Source organism: Streptomyces sp. SM18, assembly GCF_002910775.2.
GTDB lineage: Bacteria > Actinomycetota > Actinomycetes > Streptomycetales > Streptomycetaceae > Streptomyces > Streptomyces halstedii.
In genome coordinates, this window is sequence record NZ_CP029342.1 from 5,747,339 (window position 1) to 5,771,320 (window position 23,982).

Sequence of the window (23,982 nt, forward strand, 5' to 3'; positions counted from 1 at the left end):
GTGCCGGAGCCCGCGATCGCGTGGCATCCGGTGCCGTGGCCCCACGGACCGGCCCAGCAGTCGGCGGCGGGCCGCCACGCGGCCGCCGCGGCCCTGTCCTCGGCCGGCTCGGCCGAGCGGACGGTGCCCCGCGATCCGCACGGCCGGCCGTGCTTCCCGCGGGGCTTCCCCGGCTCCATCTCCCACACCGCCCACCTGGCGGTCGCGGTGGTGGTCCCCGGGGCCGAGGCCGTGGGCGCCGACATCGAGAGCGCGACCGTCACCGCCCGCATGGCGGCGTTCGTCCTCGGCGAGCGGGAGCGGCGCACGCTGCTCCCGCCCGCCGGTGAGTACAGCCCCCGTGAGCTGTTCGCCGCCAAGGAAGCGGCCTACAAGGCCATGAACGGCGCGGGCACAACGGGTGAGTTCCTGTTCTGGCGGATCGGACTCAGCCGTTCCGGCGGGACGTTGACCGCGTCGTACCGCGGCGTGCGCGTACCGCTGTGGATCCACTCGGAGGCGGGCCACGCGTTCGCCGTGGCGATACGGCGTTGAATTCCGCGGTCCGCCTCGCCTTCCCGGGCCGGCACCCGGCCGACGGAACGTATCGAATGGGGAAGACGCAATGAACCAAGACATCCTTGAGGTCGTCGATGAACTGTTCCGACGCGGACTGCAGGTCTCCGAGATCGACATCGACGTCCCCCTCGTAGATTACGGCCTCGATTCCATTCGCTCCATCAACATGGTGGTCGACATGGAATCCGCGTTCGGCGTGCGGATATCGGATGAACAGGCGGCCTCGATGGAGACGCTGCGTGACGTCGTGGACCAGGTCACCGCGTTGGTGACCGTGCGGGCCGGGCAAGGAGAGGGTGACGCATGAACGTCGATTCCGTTTTCGAGCGGTACAGCCGGCCGGAGCTGGCCAGGCTGTTCCGCGCCCTGCGCCTGGACGTCACCTACCGGTCCGGCCAGGGCGACCATCTGACCAGGGAATCACCGGGCGCGGGAGACCGCCCCGAGGCCGCCGACCAGGTGCTGGACCTGGTCGGCGGCGCGGGTTCGTCGCTGCTCGGGCACAACCACCCGGAGCTGCTGGCCGTGGCCCGCCGGTGCTTCGACGAGCAGATCCCCTTCAACGCACAGGTCAGCGTCCGCCCCGGAGCGGCCGAACTGGCGCGGCGGCTCTCGGAGATCGTGGGATCCACCACCGGCGCGAGCTATGTGGTCACCCTCGGCAGCACCGGGGCGGACGCGGTGGAAGCCGCGGTGAAGCACGCCACGGTCGAGCACCGGCGGCGGCTGGGCGCCCTCCAGGAGGACGTCGAGCTCTCCCTGCGGCGGGTACGGCGGGACGCCGGCGCGGACGCCGTCTGCGCCGACGGACCCGCGGCCGGACGCCGCTGCGCGGAGGTGCTGGGCGAGACCCTCGACCGGATCACCGGGATGCGGGAGACGGACCCGGTCTTCGTCTCGCTGCGGAACGCCTTCCACGGCAAGTCGGCCGGTGCCGGCACCCTGACGCACGGCGGCAACATACCCGCGGACCTGCACGTCCCGGGACCGCGGCACCGGCGTCTGCACGACTGGACGCCCGAGGCGGTGGTGAGCGCCCTCGACGCCGAACGCGTCGCGGTCCACACGGTCCGCGTCGACGCCGCCGGAGTGCCCCACTCGGCGGTACGCCACCTGTCGCCGGTCGCCGCGTGCTTCGTCGAGCCCATCCAGGGCGAGTCCGGGGTGCACGATGTCCCCGTGGAGACGCTGGCCGCCCTGCGCGAGCTGGCCGACCGGCACGACGCGGCCCTGGTGTTCGACGAGATCCAGTGCGGCATGGGCCGTACGGGCACCTTCCTGGCCTCCGAGGGCTCCGGTGTGGTCGCCGACTACTACCTGTTCTCGAAGTCCCTCGGCGGCGGGCTGGCCAAGGTCTCGGCCTTCCTGGTCGACGAGAAGCGCTACGTCGCGGAGTTCGGCCGCCACCACACCTCGACCTTCGCCGACGACGACTTCTCGTCCCGGATCGCGACGGCCGCGGTGGAACTCGCCCTGTCCTACCGCGACCGCGTCGTCGAGACGGGCGCACGCCTGCGCGAGCGGCTGGTGGAGGTCGCGGAGCGGTGGCCGGACTCCGTCGTCGAGGTGCGCGGACGCGGACTGCTCCTGGGCATCGAGTTCGTGCTGCCCCGGCCCGACTCCGGACTGCTGCGGGAAGCGATCGACTCCGAGTCGCTCGGCTACCTGATCGCGGGGCGTCTGCTGCACACCCACGGCATCAGGGTCATCCCCACCCTGTCCGCCCCCACCACGGTCCGTGTCCAGCCGTCCGCCCTGCTGGAGGCCGCCGACGTGGACCGGGTCGCCGTGGCCTTCGACGACGTCGCCGGTCTGCTCTCCCGGGGTGACTACGCGACCCTGCTCGCCCATCTGACGGTCCCGGCCACCGAGGAGTGGAAGCCGCGGCAGCACGTCCCGCTGCCCCGCCGCGACTGGCCCGCGCCCACCGGCGGGGAAGCGGACGTGCCGCGCGTCGCGTTCCTGGCCAACATCGACAGCCCCGGCAAACTGGGCTCCCTGTCGCCGGAGCTGGCCGCCTGGTCGGACGCGCAGTGCACGGCGGCGCTCGACCGGATGTGGGGCGAGCTGGACCCCTTCGAGGTCGTCCGCCACCGCGTCACCTCCGAGAGCGGGGGAGAGGTCGAGGTCGTCATGGTGGCGGCGCCGTTCACCGCCGCCCAGGCCAACGCCGCGCTGCGGGCGGGCCACGGGGCGTGGCTGCGCCGCACGGTGCTCGACGCGGTGGACCTGAGCGTCTCGCTCGGCGCCCAGGCCATCGGCCTCGGCGGTCACACCTCCATCGTCACCAACGCCGCGCGGGACGTGGTCGAGCACGACATCAAGGTGACGTCCGGCAACTCGCTGACCGCCGCCTGCGCCTACGACCTGCTCCGCCTCCAACTGGCAGAGACCGACGGTGAACGCCGTGTCGGGCTCGTCGGCGCCATCGGCAACATCGGCGCGGTGATGGCCGAACTCATCGCCCCGCACTGCGATTCGATGGTGCTGGTCGGCCGGCCCGGTTCCGCGCGGCGGCTGGAGGCGGTGGCCGCCCGGCTCCCCGGCCGGGTGGACGTGCGGATAGCCGAGGACCTCGACGCCCTGCGCGACTGCCCGATCGTGGTCAGCGCGACCAACTCGGCGGACCCGGTGATCCTTCCCGGACACCTCGCCGGTGAGCAGAAGGTCCTGGTCTGCGACCTCGCGGTCCCCGGTGACGTGCACCCGGCGGTGGCCGGGCTGTCGAACGTCACGCTGGTCTCCGGTGGCCGGATCCAGCTCCCCGGCGTACAGACCCCGCACTTCCCGGGGCTCACGCTGCCGCCGGGCATCCTCTACTCCTGCATGGCCGAAACGATGCTGCTCGGCTTCGAGCCCGGCACACCGAGTCCCTCCTACGGCGGTCTCTCCTCGAAGGGAGTGCTGGCCGCCCGGGACCTGGCCGCCCGGCACGGCTTCCTCCCCGCCCGGATCGTCTCCGACGACGTCTCGGTACAGCCGTGGATCACCGACCAGTTCAGCCGCACCCACGAGGAGCACACCCGATGACCGCATCCCGACCGCGCCACAGAAGCATCCTGCACGCGTTACTGGCACAGGCGGAACGCGGCTCGGACGCCTCGGCGGTGACGCTGATCCCGGAACCGGGCCAGGAGGAGACACTCCGCTACGACGTCCTGGTCGAGGCCGCGTCACGGTGCGCGGCCGCCCTCGCGGAGCGGGGGGTCGGCCGCGGCGACCGGGTGGTGCTGTGCCTGCCCACGGGCGCGCAGTTCATGACGGCCTTCTTCGGGGCCCAACTGCTCGGTGCCATGCCGACGGCCATCGCCGTACCCCTGCGCTTCGGCGGTGCCGCGGGCTTCGAAGGACAGCTGAAGGAGCTCGTCGGATACCTGCGGCCGACCGCGGTCATCACCGTGGCGGCCGTGATCGAGGGGCTCCCCGACCTCGGCGGCACCACACTGGTGGACGGTGCGGAGCTGTACGCGCGCGCCACCGCCGCCGACGCGCCGGCGCACCCCGTCCGCCTCCCGGACGACGACGACCTGGCGTTCATCCAGTGCACCTCGGGATCGACGGGCCGGCCCAAGGGCGTCATGATCTCGCACGCCAACCTCACCGCCAACTGCGAGCAGATCACCCGCGCCGTCGGCTGGACGCACCGGGACACCACGGTCAACTGGGTGCCCCTCTACCACGACCTGGGCCTGTTCTCGGGCATCCTGTGCCCGGTCTACTCGGGCGGCAGCGCGGTGCTCATGCCGCCCGCCCGGCTCCTGCGCGCGCCCGCCGAGTGGCTGCGCAACATCAGCGCGTACCGCGGATCGGTGACGGCCGCCCCGAACTTCGCCCTCGGCTACGTCACCGCCCGTGCCCGCGACGAGGAGTTGGAGGGGGTGGACTTGTCGAGCTGGCGCATCGGGCTCTGCGGAGCCGAGCCCATCCAGCCCGGCACCGTGCGGCGCTTCGTCGAACGCTTCGCCCGGTGGGGCCTGCCCTCCGGAGCGATCACCCCCGCCTACGGCATGGCCGAGGCCTCCCTGGTCATCACGGCCACCCAGCCGGGCGAGCCGCTCGTGGTCGACACGGTCGAGCGTCAGGGCCTCGTCGCCGAGGCACGGGTGACCGACACCGACCCGGACGCCCCGGACGCGGTGCGGATCGTGGACTGCGGGGCGCCGCTCGACGGCAACGAGGTACGGATCGTGGACGGCGACGGCCGAGTCCTGGAGGAGGACCGGGTCGGACACGTCCAGTTCCGCGGCCCCGCCCGCACGGTCGGGTACTTCGAACTCCCGGAGGTGACCGCCGAGTCGGTCGACGCACCGGACTGGTGGAAGACCGGCGACATCGGCTACCTGCGCGACGGCCGCCTGCGGATCACCGGCCGCGCCAAGGACCTGGTCATCATCCGTGGAGCCAACTACTTCCCGACCGACTTCGAGCAGGCCGCCGAGACCGTGCCGGGCGTCCGCCTCGGCTCGGTGATCGCGGTCGGGTACCGGCACGAGGAGGCCGACTCGGAAGAGCTCCACCTCGTCGTCGAGACCGAGCTGGACCGTGCGGAGCACGAGGCGCTGCGCCGCTCCGTCCAGGCCGCCGTCAGCTCGCGGACCGGTGTGCGGGCCGCCGCGATCCACCTGGTCCCCAAGCGCAGCGTGCCCAAGACCACCAGTGGGAAGGTGCAGCGCTCCAAGGCCCGCGAACTGTTCGTCGAAGGATGGTCGCCGGCCGGACCGGACGGCCTCCCGCCGGCGGCCGGTACGGACGACCCAGCCGTACGGCCGTAGCGGGTCCAGCTCCGGACGGCCGGGGTGCCGATCCCCCGCGCACCCCGGCCGTCCGGCCCCCCCGCAGACAGAGGGAGCACCCATGAGCACGACCCCGTCCGCCTCCACCCCACGACCCCAGGAGGGCGGACTCTCCCGCAGCCTCACCACACCCAAGATCGTCTTCCTGATCGTCGCGGCCGCCGCGCCCCTCTCCGCCATGGTCGGCACCGTGCCGCTGGCGTTCGCCCTGGGCAACGGGCCCGGTGTGCCCGCCATGTTCGTCTTCGCGGGCCTGACCCTGATGTGCTTCTGCGTCGGCTACGCCGCGATCAGCCGCACGGTGGTCAACGCGGGAGGGTTCTACACCTACATCTCGTACGGCCTGGGCCGGCCGCCCGCGGTGGGCGGCGGTCTCGTCGCCGTGCTCGCGTACAACGCCGCGTCCGTGGGACTGCTCGGCGCGTTCGCCTACTTCGCCCGGCTCGTCGCCGCCTCGCACGGGCTGGACGTCCGCTGGGAGATATGGGCGGCGCTCGGCCTGCTGGTGGTCGGCGCGCTGGGATACCGCCAGATCGACCTGAGCGTCCGGGTGCTCGGCGTGGCGATGCTCTGCGAGGTGGGCATCCTCCTGCTCCTGGCCGCGGCCGTGCTGATCCGGCACGGCCACGCGGCCCTGCCCACCGTGTCGTTCTCGCCGCACACCCTCACCGGCGCGGGCGTCGGCGTGACCATGATGTACGCGTTCATCTCGTTCATCGGGATCGAGTCGGCCGCGCTCTACGGGGAGGAGGCGCACGCCCCGGAGCGCAGTGTGCCGCGCGCCACCTACGTCTCCGTCTCGCTCATCGCCCTCTTCTACGGGTTCGTCAGCTGGATCGCGGTGGGCGCCGTCGGGCCCGGCCACATCCAGGACGTGGCCGGCAGTCAGCTGGGGGACCTCTTCTTCCGGCTGAGCGACGACTACCTCACGGCCACGCTCACCACCGTCATGCAGGTCCTGCTCTGCCTGAGCCTCTTCGCCAGCTGGCTGGCCCTGCACAACGCCGCGAACCGCTACCTGTTCGTCCTGGGCCGCGAGGGGGTGCTGCCCGGTGCCCTCGGAACGGTGCACGCCCGGCACGCCTCACCGCACCGGGCCAGCCTCACCCAGACGGCGTTCAGCGTCCTCACCGCCACGGCGTTCGCGCTCGCCGGGCTCGACCCGTACCTCGGGATCACCACGAGCATGCTGGGCCTGGGCACCCTGGGCATCGTCTTCCTCCAGGCCGTGGCGTGCGTCTCGGTCATCGGCTACTTCTGGCGCAGACCGGACCGGCACTGGTGGCGCACCGCGCTCGCGCCGGCACTCGGCTTCGCCGGGCTCGCCGCGGGCACCTCGCTGGTCGTGACCCACTTCGACACCATGACCGGTACGGACAACCCGGTGGTGGGCGCCCTGCCCTGGCTGATCGTGGCCGCGGCGGTGCTCGGTCCCCTGTACGCCCTGTGGATCCGCTCCGCGCGTCCCGAGCGCTACGCGCGCCTGGCGCGGGCCGACGACCGCCCGGAGGAACCCGTCGAGGCCGCCGGCCCGGACGTCACCGACCGTGTGGCGGCCGGGCGTTGACCGCGTCCGCACCACCCCCGCCACCGGTGCGGACGCTCCGGTCACCCGGCCCCGGAGCCGGCCGCCCGCGCCGGGCGCGGGCCCCCGCCGGGCGCCGCGTCGCTCAGCGGCGTCGTCGAGGTGGCCTGGGCGAGCAGTCCGTCGACGAAGGCCCGGAGCCCCTGGGGGTAGGTGTCCTGCCAGGCCAGGCCCGGCCACTGGTCGGCGAGCGCGGTCATGCGCGGCAGCCGGGACCCGCCGTGGCCGGCGGTGAAGGCGTCCACATCGGGGCTCTCGTCCGCCGCCCGCTCCCGGGCGGAGTGGGCCCGGACGAGGATCTCGCCGACCGTGTAGTACCAGATGTTGCGGTAGATGTGGACGGCCTGCTCGGGCGTGCATCCGTGGTCGATGGCCCCCGCCACCATGGTCTCGACCAGCCACAGCGCCGAGTCGCCGAGCCGGGCGAGGAAGCCGTCGGTGGTGAGGACCTCCGCGGCCCACGGCCAGGCCGCGAGGGCGTCGTGGACCGCGGTGGCGGCCGCGACGATGCGGTCCCGGGGCTCGGGGGGCAGGTCGGGGTGCGGGATCTGCTCCGCGTACTCGTGGATCAGCAGGAACAGCAGATCCTCTTTGTCCCGTACGTGGTGGTACAAGGTCGTCGCGCCGATGCCGATCTCGCCGGCCAGCCGGCGGATGGTCAGTTTCTCCCAGCCGTTCTGGTCGATGAGCCGACGGGCCGCGGCCAGGATCTGCGTGCGGGACGTCACGGGGGGGCGGCCGACGCGGCCGTGCGGTGCATTGGTTCGGGACACCGTCCCATCATGCCCTTCTGCTCTGACTCCGCCCGAAACCGGTTGGCTTCGAGGTTCCTGCTCGACAGCGGGCTGTTCCCGGTGATAATTTCAGAACATGTTCGAAAAATCTACTGGCCCGAGAAGAGCGCAGAGGACTGGGTTGCGGTGACAAACACGGAATCAGCAAGTGGGGAATCGGCCATCCAGCGGGGTGCTCGCCCGGGGCTCATCCTCGCCGCGGTGGCCGTCGTGCAGTTCATGGTGTCGTTGGACCTGTCGGTCGTGAACGTCGGTCTCCCGGAGATAGGCAAGGGCCTCGGCTTCAGTGAGTCGGGCCTGACCTGGGTGATCCACGCCTACGCCCTCACCTTCGGAGGGTTACTCCTCCTGGGCGGCAAGGTCGCCGACCGGTACGGCCAGAAGCGGATCCTGCTGATCGGGCTGCCCCTGTTCGGACTCGCCTCCCTGGCCGGCGGACTCGCCCAGGAACCCGGTCATCTGGTGGCCGCCCGCGCCGTGCAGGGCGTCGGGGCAGCCGCGCTGGCCCCGGCCGCGCTGGCGCTGCTCGCCTCGACCTTCCCCGGCGGCAAGGAGCGCGTGAAGGCGTTCGGCGTCTGGAGCGCGATGAACGCCGCCGGTGGCGCCCTCGGCGTCCTGATCGGCGGTCTGCTCACCGAGTACGCGGGCTGGGAGTGGGTGATGTTCGTCAACGTCCCCATCGTCGCCGTCGCCCTGCTGCTCGCCGTGCGCGGTGTCGCCCCCGACCGGCCCGTGGCGAGCCGCGGTGCCCCGGACGTGCTCGGCGCCGTCCTCGCCACCGCGGGCATGGGCCTGCTGGTCTTCGGCGTGGTCCGTACCGACCGGCATCCGTGGGGTTCCGCGGAGACGCTGACGACCCTGGCCGTCGCCGTCGTCCTGCTGGCCGCCTTCCTCTACGTCGAGCGCACCACCAGCCGCGACCCGCTGATCCGGCTCGGCCTGTTCAGCAACCGCTCGGTCGCCGGCGCCAACGCCTTCACCCTGCTGCTCGGCGGCGCCATGGCCTCGGCCTTCTACTTCGTGTCCCTCTACCTCCAGCGGGTGCTGGGCAGCGGGGCGGCCAAGACCGGTGTGGAGTTCCTGCCGTTCGCGTTCGGCGTGGTCATCGGCTCCGTACTCGCCGTCAAGTTCGGCTACCGCTTCGCGGCCCGCAACATCCTGCTGGCCGGTGGTGTGCTGATGGCGATCGGCTTCGCCTGGTTCGGCATGCTGAGCGCCGACGGCTCCTTCGCCGTGGACGTCCTCGGCCCGTCGATCGTCAGCAGCATCGGTATCGGGCTCTGCCTCGCACCGGCCGTCTCCCTCGCCACCTCCGGTGTCGCGGAACACGAGACGGGCAGCGCCTCCGGCCTGCTCAACAGCACGCGGCAGATCGGCGCCTCCCTCGGCCTGGCGGCCCTGGGCACCGCCGCCAACAACCGTACCGACGGCGTCCCCACCGCGGAGGCCCTCAACGACGGGTACGCGTTCGGTATGACGATCGGCGCCGGGGTCGTGATCGTCGGCCTGGTCATCGCCTTCACCATGCTGCCGCGCACCGGCCCGCAGGTCACGGCGGACGCGGCGGCGCCCGACAGCGGCGACCTGCTTCCCGAGCGGGACTGACCGGCCGCGGCGGCGGCGAGCGGCCGGGCCCCGGCCGACGCGACCCGCGTCGGCCCGGCCCGGCTCCGCGCCCGTCCGCGGTCGTCCGCGCGTGTACAGGCCCGTACGCGCGCGGGGCCGGTGGACGCGACCCCCGGTGACCGAGGCCCTCGAAGCCTCCGGTCACGGACGAGGGGTCGCGTCCGCGTCCGCCCGCGCACCGCCCGCACGCCCCGACGGTGCCGTACCGGCGGTCAGCGGGCCGCGCTGATGAGCCACACCCGCCCGTCGCACCCGGTCCCCTGACCGAACAGGCCGGAGGCCTCCCGCCCGCTGCGCAGGGCGAGTTCCGCGGGGTCGGTCAGACCGAACGTCCAGCCGTGCGGACCGAGCCAGCCGTCCGGGAAGTCCAGCGTGGAGCGCCAGCCCAGGCCGACCGCGCGCAGTTCCTCCGCGACCGCCGTGAACCCCGCCGAACGCCGCAGCGCCCCGTCGAAGTGGTCCACGACCAGCCGGCTGCCCGCGGCCGACATCGCCGTGATCCCGGTCAGCAGCCGGTCGTTCTCGGCCCGGCTCAGATACGGCAGCAGCTCCTCCGCCCCCCACACCGTGGGCCGCCACGGATGGAAGCCCGCGGCCCGCAGCGCCCCGGGCCAGTCGCCCCGCAGGTCCGCGCCCACCTCCACGCGCGCGCAGCGGGGCCGTTCGCCCGCCCTCGCCACGATGGAGTGCTTGAAGCGCAGGACGTCGCTCCGGTCCACCTCGTACACCTCGGTGCCCCGCGCCCAGTCGAGGCGGAAGGCGCGCGAGTCCAGCCCCGAACCCAGCAGCACCACCTGACGGCACCGCGTGGAGGCCGCGCTCAGCTCCTCGTCGAAGAACCGGGTGCGCAGCGCCACGAAGTCCTGCACGCGCGTCCGGTCCACGGGGCGTCCCTCCGGCGGTCCGCCGAGCGCCTCCGCCAGCGCCTGGGCGACGCGGTCCTCGAAGAGCCGGTCGGGCCGGCGGTTCTCGGCGCCCCGGTGCCTCGCCGTGCGCAGGGCCGTGAGACCGACCCCGGCGGGGAGGGCCGCCGGGAGGCCGTCCGGTCCGTACTCCGGGTGCGCAGTGTCCACGAGCAAGCCCCTTCGCGTGTCGTCGGCCGGGGCGGCGGGGCGGCTGCCACCGCCGCGCTCCGGCGTCATCTGCCTCCGGATGCTGTGCCGTGGTGCCGGAAGGCACCACCCGGCGGGCCTCTCGTGCCGGATAGCGACATCAACTAGGCTCCCGGGGGTGGAAGTCAACCCGCTCGACGACCTGGACCTCCGTCTCGTGCACGCCCTTCAGCTCGACGGGCGGGCCCCCCTCACCTCCATCGCCGACGTACTCGGCGTGTCCGACCAGACCGTGGCCAGGCGCTACCGCCGGCTCCGGGGGGCCGGGGCGATGCGCGTGCTGGGGCTGGCCGACGCGGGCCGCTTCGGCCACATCGAATGGCTGGTACGGGTCCGCTGCACCCCGGACAGCGCGAGCGGCGTCGCGGGTGCGCTGGCGCGGCGGGACGACACCTCCTGGGTGAGCCTCACCGCCGGCGGCACGGAGATCGTCTGCCTCACGCGCGCCCCCCACCGGGCGGAGGGCGCCTCGCTGCTGCTCCAGAAGCTCCCGCGCACCCCGCGGGTGGTCGACATCAGCGCCCACTACATACTGCACACCTTCTTCGGCGGACCCACGGGCTGGCACGGCAAGACCCGGGCCCTGACCGACGAGCAGGCCGAGCGGCTCCGGCCCCGGCTGCCCGAGCCCCCGCCGCGCGGCCTGCGTGTGCCCATGCGCGAGGGCGACGCGGAACTCTTCGCCACGCTCGCCTCGGACGGCCGGGCCGGATACGCCGAGCTGGCCGCGGCCACCGGCTGGTCGGAGTCCACCGTCAGACGGCGGCTGGAGCAACTGCGGCACCTGCGCGCGCTGTTCTTCGACGTCGAGATCGACGCGGCGCTCCTGGGGTACGAGGCCGAGGTCATGCTCTGGCTCACCGTGCCCCCGGCGGACCTGGTGAGCGTCGCCGAGGAGCTGTCCGGCCACCCCGAAGTGGTCTTCACGGCCGCCACCTCCGGGCAGTCCAACCTGGTGGCCATCGTCGTCTGCCGGGACATCGACGCCTTCTACGACTACATGAGTACGCGGATCGGCGCGCTGAAGTCCGTGAACCACATGGAGAGCGCACCCGTGCTCCAGTCCGTCAAGAGAGCAGGCCGCCTCGTTCCTGCGCGAAATCATCCCTTTCCGTCACGGTAGGCGTCCAGGTGTCGGTCGGCGCCAATTGACCGGCTCCGGCGGGCGGCGGCGGACCGGACCCTGAAGGGTGGGCCAGGTCTCGCGCGGGCGCTCATGGGCTCCCGTGCTCGGAAAGGGGTTCGTATGCGTAAATGGTGGCCCTTGGCAGCGATCTGCCTGGGCACCTTCATGCTCCTGCTGGACGTCACGATCGTGACCGTGGCGCTGCCGGACATGGCGGCGGATCTCGACACCACACTCCCCGATCTGGAGTGGGTGGTCGACATCTACGCCCTGGCGCTGGCCTCGCTGCTGCTGGGCGTGGGTTCCTCCGCCGACCGGATCGGCCGCAAGAAGGTGTACCTCGTCGGACTGGTCGTCTTCACCGCGGCGTCGCTGGTGTGCGCCGTCGCCCCGAACGCGGGCGTGCTCATCGCGGCCAGGGCGGTGCAGGGGCTCGGCGCCGCCGGGATGTTCGGCACGACGATCGCCCTGCTCGGCATGCACTACACCGGCCGGGAGCGCGGTGTGGCGTTCGCCGTGTGGGGTGCCACCAACGCCATCGCGGCGGCCGCCGGACCGGTGGTCGGCGGGCTGCTCACCGAGTACCTGAACTGGCGCTGGATCTTCTTCGTCAACCTGCCGCTCTGCCTGGTCGCCGTCGTGATGGCGCTCCGCGTCCTGCGCGAGTCCAGGTCCCCGGGGCGGCAGCGGGCGGACGTCCTGGGCATCCTCACCTTCACCGTGGCCGCCGGGTCACTCACCTTCGCGCTGATCCGGGCCCACACCGACGGGTGGGGCGCCTCCCTGACCCTGACCATGTTCGCCGTCGCGGTGGTCGCCCTCGGCCTCTTCGTCACGGTCGAGCTGAAGCACGAACACCCGGTCCTGGACCTGTCGCTGTTCCGCAGCCCGTCGTTCACCGGCATCATGATCAGCGCCCTGGTCCTGCAGAGCGCCGCGTTCGCCTACCTGCTGTTCGAGTCGCTGTGGATGCAGTCCGTCCTGGGCTACGGGCCGGTCAAGGCGGGGCTGTACATCATGCCCATGTGCGCCGCCGCGTTCGTCGTCTCCGCGCTGGTCGGCCGTTTCGGGCCCTGGCCCGCCCGGTCGTCCATGGGCGTGGGGATGGCGTTCATCGCCGTCGGTGCCGGGCTCCAGGCCATGCTCGACGCGGGCTCGTCGGGCGACACCATCGTGCTGGGGCTCGTGGTGACCGGCCTGGGGGTCGGGCTCGTGACGCCGAGCCTGTCCGCCGCGGCCCTGGCCGCGGCACCGCCCGAGCGCGGAGGCATGGCGGGCGGGGCGGTCAACACCTTCCGTCAGCTCGGGTTCGCGCTGGGCATCGCGGTGTTCGGCGTGATCTTCCAGGGGCGGATCGAGGCGGTGCTGAAGGACGGCGGCCAGGTGGCGGACCCGCACGCGGCGGCCGTCGCGCTGAGCGGCGGGCAGGCCCGGTCGGTCGTCTCCGGGGTGCCGGCCGGTGAGCGCGCCGGGATGGAACACCTGGTGCACGAGGCGTTCGCGTCGGGACTCAACGTCATGCTCGGCGTGGCTGCCGCGCTCGCCGCCCTGGCCTCGGTCCTCGTCTTCGCGATGGTCCGTCTGCCGGGCGGCGGCACCGAGCAGCCGGCCCCGCGGAGCGGCGGGGCCGCCCCGGGACCCGGGATCCGGGCCGACGCCACGCTGTAGCGGCGGCTCCGGCACGACCCGCGGCCGGTGGTCCGGTTGAGCGTTCCTCCCCCGGTGCTCACCGTCGCCGGCCGCGTAGCCCCCGGTGCCACGAGCTGTAGGAGGCCCGTGGCGCCGGGGCATCACCCCTTCGCGGCGTAGACGGCCGCGTCCCGTGGCCGGGGACCCGGACCGGGCCCCTGGGCGGACCCGGCCGGTGCCGGGTGGTGGTGCGGCCGGCGGTGCAGCCGGTGGAGCTCCGCCAGCGTACGGGCGAGGGCGCGGGCCGTGGCGTCGTGCCCGTCGGCGTCGGCCTGGTGGAACGCTGCGACCAGCCCGATCCTCTCGGCGTCGGACCACGGCAGGGCCCCGGCCGCGCGCACGGGACGCCCGTCGGTCAGGGCGCGGACGCCGGCACGGGCCCGCAGCAGCCACGCGGTGAGCGCCCGGTCGACCGTCGAGCGGCGTTCGGCGCCGTCGCTCTCGTCGTCCGCGCGTTCGGAGGCGAACAGGCGGATGACGGGCGGCATCCGGTAGCGTAGCCGCCCCGCGCGGTCCGACCCGCTCACCTCCAGCAGCCGGGCGTCGACCAGGGCTTCGAGGACGTCCTCGGCCGTGGACTCGTCGGTCTCCAGCACGACGGCCGTCAGCCAGGCGGGGATCTCCGGGGTCCGCAGCAGCGACAGCCGGCACAGGGCCGTCCTGGCCTCGCCCGGCAGCCGCAGATAGCCCCGGCGGAGCGAGGACCGGACGTCCAGGTCGCCCAGGCGCAGCTCGTCCAGCGGCCGCCGGTGCCCGTCGGCCAGCCTGCGCGCCATCTCGGTCAGCGTCCAGTGGGGTTTGGCCGCCAGGCGTCCGGCCACCACACGCACGGCGAGCGGCAGCAGCCCGCACCGCTCGACCAGCCAGTCGGCCACGGCGGGCTCCGCCGCGACCCGGCCGGCCCCGGCCACACGGCTCAGCAGGGCGAGCGCCTCGGACCGTTCGAAGACCTCCAGCTCCAGCTGCCGGGCGCCCTCCAGGGCCGTGAAGCGCGACCGGGCCGTCACCACCACCCTGCTGCCCGCGGCCCCCGGAAGCAGCGGCCGCACCTGCTGTTCGTCATGGGCGTTGTCCAGGACGACCAGCACCCGGCGTTCGGCGAGCACGCTGCGGTAGAGCTGGGTGCGCTCGTCCACCGTCAGGGGCAGCGGGGTGCCCGGCTCGCACAGCGACTGGAGGAACCATTCGAGTACGTCGTGCGGGTCCTTGGAGCGGCCCGGTGACCCGGCCAGGTCCGCGTACAACTGGCCGTCGGGGAAGGAGTCCAGGCGCAGCCGCCCGGCCTGGACGGCGAGGGCGCTCTTGCCCGCACCGGCGGCCCCGGTCACCACGACCGGTGCCGCGCCCGCTTGATGACCAGTCAGTACACCGCGTAGCTCCTCCAGTTGGGGCTCCCGGCCGGTGAAGTCGGCGACGCGAGGGGGCAGCATGGCCGGACGTACCGGCCGCCGCCGCTGGACGCGTGTCTCCGGGGGCCGGTCGGCGGGGGCGGTGAGTCCCGGGTCCCCGGACAGGATGGACTGGAAGACGTCGTTGAGGGCCGAACTGGGGTCGATGCCCAGCTCCTCCGCGAGGATCACCCGCCCGCGCCGGTACTCGGCCAGGGCGTCCGCCTGCCGCCCCGCCCGGTAGAGCGCGGTCATCAACTGGGCGCGCAGCCGTTCCCGTACGGGGTGTGCCTCCACCAGGCCCACCAGCTCGGAGACGAGCGCGTCGTGGTGCCCGAGCGCGAGATCGGCGGCGATGCGGCCCTCCAGCGCCGCCATGCGCGCCTCTTCCAGCCGGGGGAGCTCGACCCGGGCCAGGTGTTCGGTCACGCCGCCGAGCGCGGGGCCGCGCCAGAGCGCGAGCGCCGTGGTCAGGTGTGCGGAGGCCGCCGCGTGGCGGCGCGCCTTCAAGGCGTCGTAGCCGAGACCGGCCAGCCGGTCGAACTCGGCGTGGTCCAGGGTCGCGTCGGTCAGTACGAGCCGGTAGCCCGGCCGGTGGCGCAGGATCGCGGCACCGGGGGAGAGCAGTTTGCGCAGCCGGGAGATGTAGGTGTACAGCTGCTGATCGACCGTGGCGGGAGGCGTCCGCCCCCAGGTCACCTCCCGCAGGCGCGCGTCGGAGACGACCCGGCCGCCCGCCAGGAGCAGCGCGGCCAGGACGGTCTTCGGCTTCTCCGCCACCGGCGTGAGGCCCCGGCCCGCCTGATGTATGCCGACCGGTCCGAGAACGCGGATCTCCACCCGTACCCCTTTTGTGTCGTCACGGTCCAGAACGGCGGACACGGCCCAGGCGTCAAGGCGCCGAGGGGAAGCGGCGGGGGCCTCGCGCCGCGGGGTGAGGGCGCCTGCCTCCCACGGCTGCGGGAGCGGCGCGAAGGACGCTCCCCGCCGGTGGCCCGGCACGGGTCATGGCAGCCGGGAACCGGCCGCGCACACCGCCCGGCAGCCCCGCCGGCCCCGCCCGGGACACGGAGGACGACATCGCCCGGAGCCGGGCGGGCAGGTGGAGGAGGCGCTCGGGTCAGGCGGACGCCGCAGGCGCATACAGACGTGCGGGGGCCCCGCCCTCCGGGCGGACGGCGCTACTGTCAGGGGCGACCGCACCGCGTCCGCGCGGCGGGCCCGCCGTCCACCGGACGCGCGCGCGGGAACGCGCCCTGCCCTGTGCGCGTGTGCGGAAACGGCGTGGTGTGGCACAGCCCGACTCTCCCGACGAAGCGACCGCGCCGGTGCGCCGGCGCCCCTCATGGCACGGTGCCACGGAAATGTCGCAGATGCCCACAGGGATCGATGCGGTCGATCGTGGACATCCCCGCCGGCCCCCCTGCCCGATTCCACGGAGTGATCCCGAAGGTACCACCCCGCGATCACGGCGCAACAGGCCGCTTTCGCACGCGACTTCATGCGTTTCGCACACTGATCGGCCTGTTTCGGCCATCAGCTGACGTCCCCTCAGCTCCTGTCCCCATGTCCCCGCCACGGCGTCCGGACGGGTCATCGACCTGCGCGGTATAGCCGCGCTATGGCTTCGCTCCGCGCCGGTATAGAAACCGTCCGCAAGATGTGGGCCGAGCGGACAGCCGGGTGGACATCCCGCTGCGTCAGTCAACGCCTACGGGGGAGCGCCATGAGCGGCGGACTAATCGGAGGACCGGCCGTACCCGCCGGTGGCACGGCCTGCCGGACGCGGCCACCCCGGACACGGATCCCCGGGCCACGGCGTCCGCGATGTTCCCCGTCCCGCTCCTGATCCCCGCCCTATCGCCGTCCCCGTCGCCCCGGCACTCCCGCGCGACCCCCGGGCGCCCGCACGCCCGTGTGCGGCCCCGCGGTGAACTCCCCGCTCCGCTCTCCCCTTTCGGCTGTCGAGAAGAGGACGTTCGCGATGTACCAGTCGCCCAGGCACTACTTCGAGAAGAGGCTGAGGCTGCCCTCGGACCCCATGACCGCCGCCGCCCGCCTGGCCTCCTCGGGCCTGCACGCGGACTACATGGTCTACGAGAACCAGGGCACCTGGTCCTACGCCGGCGGAGCCGCTGCCGAGATCACCCTGGACCGCACCGGCGCCAGGCTGCGCCAGCCGGACGAGGTGCTGCTGCCCTGGGACGGCCACCCCCTGCGGCAGGTGCAGAACCTTCTCGACGCCGTACGGGTCACCGGCTGGCGGGCCTACGGCTGGGCGGCGTTCGAGCTGTCGTACGCCAAGGGCGGGGACCTCGCGCACATCGGCGACCAGCGGCTGCTGCACCTGGTCGTCCCGCACACCGAGGTCAGGATCGAGGGCGGCGAGGCGTATCTGCGCTCCGTGGACGAGGCCGGTCTCGCGGCCGCGCTGGACGTGCTGAGCGCGGAGCACGCCGAGCGGCGGTCCGTGCCCGATCCGGTGGACGTACGGCAGGCCGGGGCCGAGGCCTACCGGCGGGCGGTCGGCGTCGCGGTCGACGCGATCAACGACCAGCGGCTCCAGAAGGTGATCTTCTCGCGGGTGGTCCCGGTCGAACGCGAGCTGGACTTCGTGGGCACCTACCTGGCGGGCCGCCGGGGCAACAGCCCGGCGCGGTCGTTCCTGCTCGACCTCGGGGGCATCGAGGCGACCGGCTTCAGCCCGGAGATCGTGGTCCAGGTCGATCCGGACGGGAAGGTGGTCAGCCAGCCGCTGGCCGGCACCCGGGCACTGACCGGCGACCGGGCCGAGGACGAGCGCCTCCGCGAGGAACTCCTCGCCGACCCGAAGGAGATCTACGAGCACGCGATCTCCGTGAAGATCGCCTGCGACGAACTGATCGGGGTGTGCGCCCCCGGCTCCGTCGGCGTCGAGGAGTTCATGGTCGTCAAGGAGCGCGGCACGGTGCAGCACCTCGCCTCGCGCGTGGGCGGGCGGCTGGCCGCCGGCCGCCGGGCCTGGGACGCCTTCGACGCGGTGTTCCCCGCCGTCACCGCCTCCGGTGTGCCCAAGGCCGCCGCGTACGACAGCATCCGCAGCAACGAGTCCGAGGCCCGCGGACTGTACAGCGGGGCGGTGCTGACGGTCGATCACCAGGGCGCGATGGACGCCGCCCTGGTGCTGCGCAGCGTCTACCGGCAGGACGGCCGCACCTGGCTGCGCGCCGGTGCGGGCATCGTGGCGCACTCCCGGCCCGAACGGGAACTGGAGGAGACCTGCGAGAAGCTGGGCAGCGTCGGGCGCTTCCTGGTACCGGCCGCAGAACCCGTGGGCGCCGGTGCCGCCCCGATGGCGGAAGGGGCCCGCCCGTGAAGACCGACGGCATCTTCCTCGCCGGCGTCGCGACCTGCCTGCCGGAGCCGTACACCACGCTGCGCGCCGTGGCCGAGGGGGCCTACGAGGAGGCGGACCGGGAGGAGTCCGGGATCGAGTCCGTGCCCGTCGCGGGCGAGACCCCCGGACCCGATCTGGCGGTGCGCGCCGCCCGGACCGCGCTGGCCCGCTCCGGTCACCGGCCCGAGGACTTCGGCGCCCTGCTGCACAGCAGTGTCCACTTCCAGGGCCCCGACGGCTGGTCCGCCCCGCACTACGTGCTCCGGCACACCCTCGACCGCCCGGTGACCGCCGTCGAGGTCCGGCAGGGCTGCCTGGGCATGCTCTCCGCCCTGGAGATGGCCGCCTGCCGCCTCACGGCCGTGCCCGAGCACCCGGCGGTCCTGCTGACCTCCGGGGACAACTTCTCCACCCCGCTGGTGGACCGCTGGCGCGCCTCCAAGCTCTTCCTGCTGGGTGACGCCGGGGCCGCGGCCGTGGTGTCCCGCCGGGGCGGCTTCGCCCGGGTGCTCTCCGTGGGCTCGGTCTCGACCCCGTCGATGGAGGAACTGCACCGCGGCGGGGAGCCCATGTTCCCGCCCGGCCCCACCGTGGGACGCACCCTCAACCTGGAGGAGCGCAGGGAGTACTGGCGCCGCGAGTGGGCCCGGGGGGTGCCGCCTCCCATGGGTAACTTCGGCGACACGGTCGCCGCCGCCGCCCGGCGGTCACTGGCCGAGGCCGGTGCCACCATGTCCGACATCACCCGCGTCTGCCACCTGGGGTTCTCCGAACTCCCCTTGGGAGCCTGCTTCCTGGACCCGCTGGACATCGACGAGAAGCGCGGTATCTGGGAGTTCACCCGTACCACCGGCCATCTGGGCGCCGCCGACCCGATCGCCGGTCCCCAACACCTGTGGCGGACCGGGCAGGTGGGCGCGGGCGACCTGGTGATGATCATCGGCGCCTCGCCCGGCATGGAGGCGGGCTGCGCCGTCGTCGAGATCACCCGATCCTTCGACGCCGCCGACGAGGAGGACGGCCATGCTTGAGGGATGCACTCCCTGGCCGGGGGAACGCGCGCGGCGGTACCGGGCGGCGGGCCACTGGCGGGGCGAGAACCTCGCGGACCTGCTGTCCGCCACCGCGGCCACGCATCACGACCGCACCGCGCTCGTGCTCGGAGGGCGCCGTCTGACCTTCGCCGAGCTCGACCGGCGGGTGGCCAGGACGGCCGCCGGGTTCGTGGAGCGGGGCATCGCGGCGGGGGACCGGGTCGTCGTACAGCTGCCGAACGTGCCCGAGTTCGTCATCGTCTGCTTCGCCCTGTTCCGTATGGGCGCCAAGCCGGTGTTCTCGCTGGTCTCGCACCGGGCCAACGAGATCCGCCACCTGTGCGGGATCTCCGGCGCCGTGGCCTACGTGGTGCCGGGCGAGTACCAGGGCTTCGACCACACACGGCTGGCCCTGGACCTGGTGGAGGAGCACGCCGCCCTGCGGAAGGTCTTCGTCCTCGACCGGGAGGCCGTCGCCGGGGCCGCCGCCGCCCCGCCGGGGGTGCTCGTCGCCCTGGACGACGTGGACGCCGAACCGCTGCCGCTGCCCGCGCCCGACCCGTCCGACGTCGCGTTCTTCCTGCTGTCCGGGGGCACGACGGCGCTGCCCAAGCTGATCCCCAGGACCCACGACGACTACGCCTACCAGGTCAGGGCGGCCGCCGCGCTGCTCGGACTGGACCAGGACGCCGTCTACCTGGCGGTGCTCCCGGCGGAGTTCAACTTCACCTGGGGGTGCCCCGGTGTGGTCGGGACCCTGCTCTCCGGCGGCACCGTGGTCCTGGCGGACGCGCCCATCGCCGACGAGTGCTTCGAGACCGTGGCGCGCGAGGGCGTCACCTTCACCTCGCTGGTGCCGACCCTGGCCCAGCTGTGGGTGGAGGCCGCCGAGTGGAGCGAGGCCGACCTGTCGAGCCTGCGGCTCGTACAGATCGGCGGCGCCCGGACGCACAGCTCGCTCGCCGCACGCGTCGGCCCCGTACTGGGCTGCCGGCTGCAACAGGTCTTCGGGATGGCGGAGGGCCTGCTCACCCTCTCCCGGCCCACCGACTCCGAGGAGCGGGTCCTGGCCACCCAGGGCCGGCCGCTCTCCCCCGACGACGAGGTGCGGATCGTCGGCCCGGCCGGTGACGACGTGCCACCGGGCGGCACCGGCGAACTCCTGACCCGGGGCCCCTACACCCTCCAGGGCTACTACAAGGCGCCGGAACACAACGCCCGCGCGTTCACCGAGGACGGTTTCTACCGCACCGGCGACCTCGCCCGCCTGACCGACGACGGCGACCTCGTCATCGAGGGCCGCATCAAGGACGTGATCAACCGGGGCGGGGACAAGGTGTCCGCGCCGGAGGTGGAGGAACACCTGCTGGCCCATCCGGCGGTGGCGGAGGCCGCCGTCGTGCCGGTGCCCGACCCGTTCCTCGGCGAGCGGATCGGCGCCTACGTGGTCCCCGACGGCCCGCCGCCCGCATTGCGGGAGCTGAAGGAGGCCCTGCACGCGGACGGCCTGGCCGACTACAAGCTGCCCGACTGGCTGGCGATCGTCGAGGCGCTCCCGCTGACCGGCCTCGGCAAGGTCGACAAGAAGACCCTCACGGCCGACGCGGCGGCCAGGATCCACGCGGCGGACACCGCGGCGCCCGACGCGGCGACCGTCCGATGACCGCCTCCGCCGCCCCGGGACCGGTTCACGCCGCCGCTCCCGCCCACCCCCGTCCCGTCGAAGCCGAAGGACACAGGACCACCATGCACACCACAGCACAGGACAGCGGCGGCCGGACACCGGCGCAGGTGTCCGCCGCACTGCGCCAGGACGTCGCGGCCATGATCGGCACCGACCCCGGGACCATCGGACAGGACGCCAACCTCGTCCACCTCGGACTCGGTTCCCTGGAGATGATGCGCCTGGTCAACCGGTGGCGCCGGGAAGGAGTGAAGGTCTCCTTCCGCGAACTGGCCGCCGAACCCACCCTCGGCGCCTGGCAGCGGCACCTCGACGCCGTCGCGGCGGCCGGACCCGAGGGGGACCGGGCGTGAGCGGGCCCACGGGGCCGGACCCCGAGGGCCTTCCCGCCCGCCCGCCGGCCCTCCTGATCCACGACGGCCACCTCTGCACGGCGGACGCCGAGTCCCGGGTGCACCCCACGGGCTCCGTACTCGTCGTGGACGACCGGATCGCCGCCGTGGGCCCCGCCGGTGACGTGGCGGAGGCCGTCGCCCGCCTCACCCCCGGGCAGCGGGCCGGACTGCGGACGATCGACGCCCGGTCCATGCTCGTCATGCCCGGCTTCGTGAACAACCACTGGCACGACCTGTTCGCCGTCCGGCTCCCCTTCAAGGGCGCCCTGCGCACCCCCCAGGACCAGGCCGACGAGCCCGGCTTCATGGCCCTGGGAGGGGACATCGCCAAGGTCTCCGGCGGCTTCGAGGGATTCCGCCGGCTGACGGACGCCCTGGAGCCCGAGGAGGCACGGGCCGTCGCCCGCTACGCCCTGTGGACCCAGCTGCGCTCCGGCACCACCACGCTCGGCGACGTCGGATCCGTCAACCGGCCCGACGCGCTGGCCGACGCGGCGCTGGACCTCGGCATCCGCTGCTCGGTGAGCGCCTGGGTCGGGGACATCCACTGCGGACCGGGCACCACCTCCCCCGAACGCACCCGCGACACCGACACCGAACTGGAGCGCACCCGAAGCCTGCTGGACCGGTGCGCGGCGGACCGGACCGGCCGGCTGCGCGCCTGGCCCACGGCCCCCTACCTCACCAACATCAGCGACGAGCTCGGGCGCGGCCTCGCCGCGCTCTCGGCCGCGTACGACGTCCCCTTCGCCACCCACGTCGGCGCCCTGCGCCACGAGGCGGACGCGGTGCGCGCCCACTTCGGCACCACGCCCCTGCGCAGGCTGGACCGGCTCGGGCTCCTCAACGACCGGCTCATGGCGGTGCACTGCGCGTTCGCCGACGCCGAGGAGCGGCGGATGCTGCTCGACGCGGGCGTCCACATCAGCCACTCGCCCGCGAAGTACGGGCCCAACGGCGAGTCCGCGCTGACCGAGACCGGTCTCATCCCCGAGCTCAGACGGTCCGGCCTGGACGTGTCGCTGTCCACGGACGGGGGCGTGTTCCCCGTCATGGGCATGGCCGAGGAGATGCGGGCGGCCTGGCAGATGTACAACGAGATGGCGGCCGACCACACCACCCTGCCCGCCGGCGAGGCCCTCGCCATGGCCACCCGGATCGCGGCGCGCGGCCTCGCCTGGGAGGACGAGGTCGGCAGCCTGGAGGCGGGCAAACAGGCCGACCTGGTCCTCGTCCCGATCGACGACTGGCGCTATCTGCTCAACCCCCGCCCGCTGGAGGCCTACCTGGCCCTGGGCGGCACCCAGGACGTGCACACCGTGCTGGTCGCGGGCCGGGTCCTGCTGGAGAACGGCCGCACCCCCCACCTCGACGAGGACGCCCTGCGCGACGCCTACCTGCGGGCCCTGCGGTCCTTCTCCGCCCGTGTCCTCGGCGTCGCCGAGAAGGACCTGACCGCGCTGTTCGACGACAACCCCCGGCTGCCGGCGCGCGGCCCCGCCCCGGCCTGACGACCCGCCCGCCCGCACCCCGCGCACGCTCCCTCATTCCCGTGTCCCGTACGGAGGTCGCGCCACCATGCCCGACAACACCGCCCTGCTGCTCGCCGAGGACGAGGGCGCCGCCCTCTCCCTGGCCGAGCTGCGCCGATGGCGTGCGCTGCCCGCCCGGCAGCAGCCCGACTGGCTCGACCACCCGGAACTCGACCCCACACGCGCCCTCCTCGCCGCGCGGCCCGCGCTGGTCACGGGCGACGAGGTCGCCACGCTCCGCCTCCTGCTGGCCGAGGTCGCCCAGGGCCGCTGCCAGGTGATCCAGGCGGGCGACTGCGCCGAGGACCCGGCGGAGTGCGCGGCCGGACCCGTCGCCCGCAAGGCCGGCCTGCTCGACCGGCTCGCCACGGTGATGAGCTCCCGCTCCGGGATGCCGGTGCTGCGGGTCGGCCGTATCGCCGGACAGTTCGCCAAGCCCCGGTCCCGGCCCACGGAGCACGTCGGAGGACGCGAACTGCCCGTCTACCGGGGGCACATGGTCAACGCCCCGGCACCCGACGCCCGCGCCCGGCGCCCCGCGCCCTCCCGGATGGCGGCGTGCTACGACGCCGCCGCCATGGCCGTGGACACCCTGCGGCTGCGCCGCACCGGCGACCCGGCCGCGCCGGACTCCCGGGTCTGGACCAGCCACGAGGCGCTCGTCCTCGACTACGAACTGCCGCTGACGCGCCGCGACCACGCCGGCCGGCTGCTGCTGACCTCCACCCACTGGCCGTGGATCGGCGAGCGCACCCGGCAGGCCGACGGGGCGCACGTACGCCTGCTCGCCGCCGTGGACAACCCCGTCGCCTGCAAGGTCGGACCGTCCGCCGCCGTGGACGACCTGCTGCGCCTGTGCGGACTGCTCGACCCAGGACGGACGCCCGGCAGGCTCACGCTGATCGCCCGGATGGGCGCCGAGGCCGTCACCGCGCGGCTGCCCGCCCTGGTGTCCGCCGTACGGGCCGCGGGGCATCCGGTCAGCTGGCTGTCCGACCCGATGCACGGCAACACCGTCAGCGCGCCCGGAGGGCTGAAGACACGGCGCGTCGACACGATCGTCGCCGAGGTCGTCCGCTTCCAGGAGGCCGTCTCGGCGGCCGGAGGCGTCGCCGGGGGCCTCCATCTGGAGACGACCCCGCACGCCGTGACCGAATGCGTGGCGGACGCCTTCGGACAGGACCGGCTGGACGGCGCCTACACGACGCTCTGCGACCCGCGCCTCAACCCGGGGCAGGCCCACGCCGTGGTCTCCGCGTGGCGGGGCCAGGACCGATGACGCACGACGAC

The 23,982-nt window shown here is 73.7% G+C and carries 17 protein-coding genes; 14 read left to right on the top strand and 3 right to left on the bottom strand.

Going from position 1 to position 23,982, the window contains the following annotated elements:
- Nucleotides 1–30 precede the first annotated feature (30 nt).
- The 5 genes from B9S64_RS25785 (at nt 31) to B9S64_RS25805 (ending at nt 6,918) form a co-directional block, all read left to right on the top strand.
- Nucleotides 31–534, top strand: a complete 504-nt coding sequence (locus B9S64_RS25785; RefSeq protein WP_146060092.1) for a 4'-phosphopantetheinyl transferase superfamily protein — start codon at nt 31–33, stop codon at nt 532–534.
- A 70-nt stretch (nt 535–604) separates the two neighbouring features.
- Nucleotides 605–865: an acyl carrier protein gene (locus B9S64_RS25790; RefSeq protein ID WP_103490077.1), complete on the top strand. Its 261-nt coding sequence runs from the start codon at nt 605–607 to the stop codon at nt 863–865.
- Nucleotides 862–3,588, top strand: a complete 2,727-nt coding sequence (locus B9S64_RS25795) for an aminotransferase class III-fold pyridoxal phosphate-dependent enzyme (RefSeq protein ID WP_103504946.1) — start codon at nt 862–864, stop codon at nt 3,586–3,588. The genes B9S64_RS25790 and B9S64_RS25795 overlap by 4 nt, the downstream gene beginning before the upstream one ends.
- Entirely contained in the window at nt 3,585–5,330 is a 1,746-nt protein-coding gene (locus B9S64_RS25800; protein ID WP_103490075.1) for a fatty acyl-AMP ligase, read from the top strand. The genes B9S64_RS25795 and B9S64_RS25800 overlap by 4 nt, the downstream gene beginning before the upstream one ends.
- A gap of 82 nt (nt 5,331–5,412) precedes the next feature.
- Nucleotides 5,413–6,918, top strand: a complete 1,506-nt coding sequence (locus tag B9S64_RS25805) for an APC family permease (RefSeq protein ID WP_103490074.1) — start codon at nt 5,413–5,415, stop codon at nt 6,916–6,918.
- Between the two features lie 41 nt (nt 6,919–6,959).
- Here B9S64_RS25805 and B9S64_RS25810 read toward each other — a convergent pair whose 3' ends face one another.
- On the bottom strand, nt 6,960–7,709 hold the full coding sequence (locus B9S64_RS25810) for a TetR/AcrR family transcriptional regulator (RefSeq protein WP_109492124.1): 750 nt from the start codon (nt 7,707–7,709) through the stop codon (nt 6,960–6,962).
- A gap of 222 nt (nt 7,710–7,931) precedes the next feature.
- On the opposite strand from B9S64_RS25810, the gene B9S64_RS25815 reads away from it, so the two are divergent.
- On the top strand, nt 7,932–9,335 hold the full coding sequence (locus tag B9S64_RS25815) for an MFS transporter (RefSeq protein WP_258317580.1): 1,404 nt from the start codon (nt 7,932–7,934) through the stop codon (nt 9,333–9,335).
- A gap of 233 nt (nt 9,336–9,568) precedes the next feature.
- Here B9S64_RS25815 and B9S64_RS25820 read toward each other — a convergent pair whose 3' ends face one another.
- The gene (locus tag B9S64_RS25820; RefSeq protein ID WP_181012219.1) at nt 9,569–10,429 is read right to left on the bottom strand and encodes an SAM-dependent methyltransferase; all 861 of its coding nucleotides are present in this window, start codon (nt 10,427–10,429) and stop codon (nt 9,569–9,571) included.
- Between the two features lie 157 nt (nt 10,430–10,586).
- Here B9S64_RS25820 and B9S64_RS25825 point away from each other — a divergent pair, with 157 nt between their 5' ends.
- Together B9S64_RS25825 and B9S64_RS25830 are read left to right on the top strand one after the other, a co-directional pair.
- Nucleotides 10,587–11,591: an Lrp/AsnC family transcriptional regulator gene (locus B9S64_RS25825; RefSeq protein ID WP_228870295.1), complete on the top strand. Its 1,005-nt coding sequence runs from the start codon at nt 10,587–10,589 to the stop codon at nt 11,589–11,591.
- A gap of 123 nt (nt 11,592–11,714) precedes the next feature.
- Nucleotides 11,715–13,262, top strand: a complete 1,548-nt coding sequence (locus tag B9S64_RS25830) for an MFS transporter (protein WP_103490345.1) — start codon at nt 11,715–11,717, stop codon at nt 13,260–13,262.
- A gap of 122 nt (nt 13,263–13,384) precedes the next feature.
- On the opposite strand, the gene B9S64_RS25835 is transcribed toward B9S64_RS25830, so the two are convergent.
- Complete coding sequence (locus tag B9S64_RS25835) at nt 13,385–15,553, bottom strand: AfsR/SARP family transcriptional regulator (protein WP_181012218.1); 2,169 nt, start codon at nt 15,551–15,553, stop codon at nt 13,385–13,387.
- Between the two features lie 1,102 nt (nt 15,554–16,655).
- On the opposite strand from B9S64_RS25835, the gene B9S64_RS25840 reads away from it, so the two are divergent.
- From B9S64_RS25840 to B9S64_RS25865, 6 genes are all read left to right on the top strand, one after another.
- Nucleotides 16,656–18,026 (top strand): salicylate synthase, encoded by a 1,371-nt coding sequence (locus tag B9S64_RS25840; RefSeq protein WP_103490343.1) that lies wholly within the window; start codon nt 16,656–16,658, stop codon nt 18,024–18,026.
- Nucleotides 18,023–19,078, top strand: a complete 1,056-nt coding sequence (locus B9S64_RS25845) for a ketoacyl-ACP synthase III family protein (RefSeq protein ID WP_103490342.1) — start codon at nt 18,023–18,025, stop codon at nt 19,076–19,078. The genes B9S64_RS25840 and B9S64_RS25845 overlap by 4 nt, the downstream gene beginning before the upstream one ends.
- A complete protein-coding gene (locus B9S64_RS25850) occupies nt 19,071–20,744 on the top strand; it encodes a (2,3-dihydroxybenzoyl)adenylate synthase (RefSeq protein WP_103490341.1) in 1,674 nt (557 codons plus the stop codon). Before B9S64_RS25845 ends, B9S64_RS25850 begins: the two co-directional genes overlap by 8 nt.
- 83 nt (nt 20,745–20,827) lie before the next feature.
- A complete protein-coding gene (locus B9S64_RS25855; RefSeq protein ID WP_103490350.1) occupies nt 20,828–21,118 on the top strand; it encodes a phosphopantetheine-binding protein in 291 nt (96 codons plus the stop codon).
- Nucleotides 21,115–22,671 (top strand): amidohydrolase family protein, encoded by a 1,557-nt coding sequence (locus B9S64_RS25860; protein ID WP_258037784.1) that lies wholly within the window; start codon nt 21,115–21,117, stop codon nt 22,669–22,671. The genes B9S64_RS25855 and B9S64_RS25860 overlap by 4 nt, the downstream gene beginning before the upstream one ends.
- 67 nt (nt 22,672–22,738) lie before the next feature.
- Entirely contained in the window at nt 22,739–23,971 is a 1,233-nt protein-coding gene (locus tag B9S64_RS25865) for a 3-deoxy-7-phosphoheptulonate synthase (RefSeq protein WP_103490340.1), read from the top strand.
- The last annotated feature ends 11 nt before the right edge of the window (nt 23,972–23,982 follow it).